Source organism: Rahnella perminowiae (assembly GCF_019049695.1).
Classification (GTDB): domain Bacteria; phylum Pseudomonadota; class Gammaproteobacteria; order Enterobacterales; family Enterobacteriaceae; genus Rahnella; species Rahnella perminowiae.
Map to the genome: position 1 here is coordinate 1 of NZ_JAFMOT010000054.1, position 437 is coordinate 437.

Consider the following 437-nt stretch of genomic DNA (forward strand, 5'->3'; position numbering starts at 1 on the left):
ATGCCATAGAGCGTGAAATTGATGAGCTATTTGAGAAAAATGCGCTACCTTCACCCAGAAATGCTCAAACCGTATGGCAAATTAGACAAGCTAAGGCAAAACCCATTGCTGATGCTTTACATCAGTGGCTACTGGAAAACAGGCCGTTAGCTTCTAAGAATTCAGCGATTGCTCGCGCGATTGATTATTGTTTGAAACGTTGGAAAGCGCTTATCCAATACTTGAATGATGGCAGTTTGCCGATTGATAATAACTGGGCTGAGAATCAGATGCGTCCGTGGGCTTTAGGTCGAAAAAATTGGTTGTTCGCTGGTTCTTTGCGAAGTGGTCAGCGCGCAGCGGTGATTATGTCGTTAATTCAGTCAGCTAAGTTAAATGGGTTGGATGCGTTTGCTTATCTGTCTGATGTGCTTAGACGGCTGCCAACCCATAAAGAT

General features: G+C 44.2%; 1 protein-coding gene. It reads left to right on the forward strand.

The annotated features are described in order from the left end of the window. On the forward strand, positions 1-437 hold a 437-nt coding region (locus tag J1781_RS00245), incomplete at both ends, for an IS66 family transposase (protein WP_238483431.1).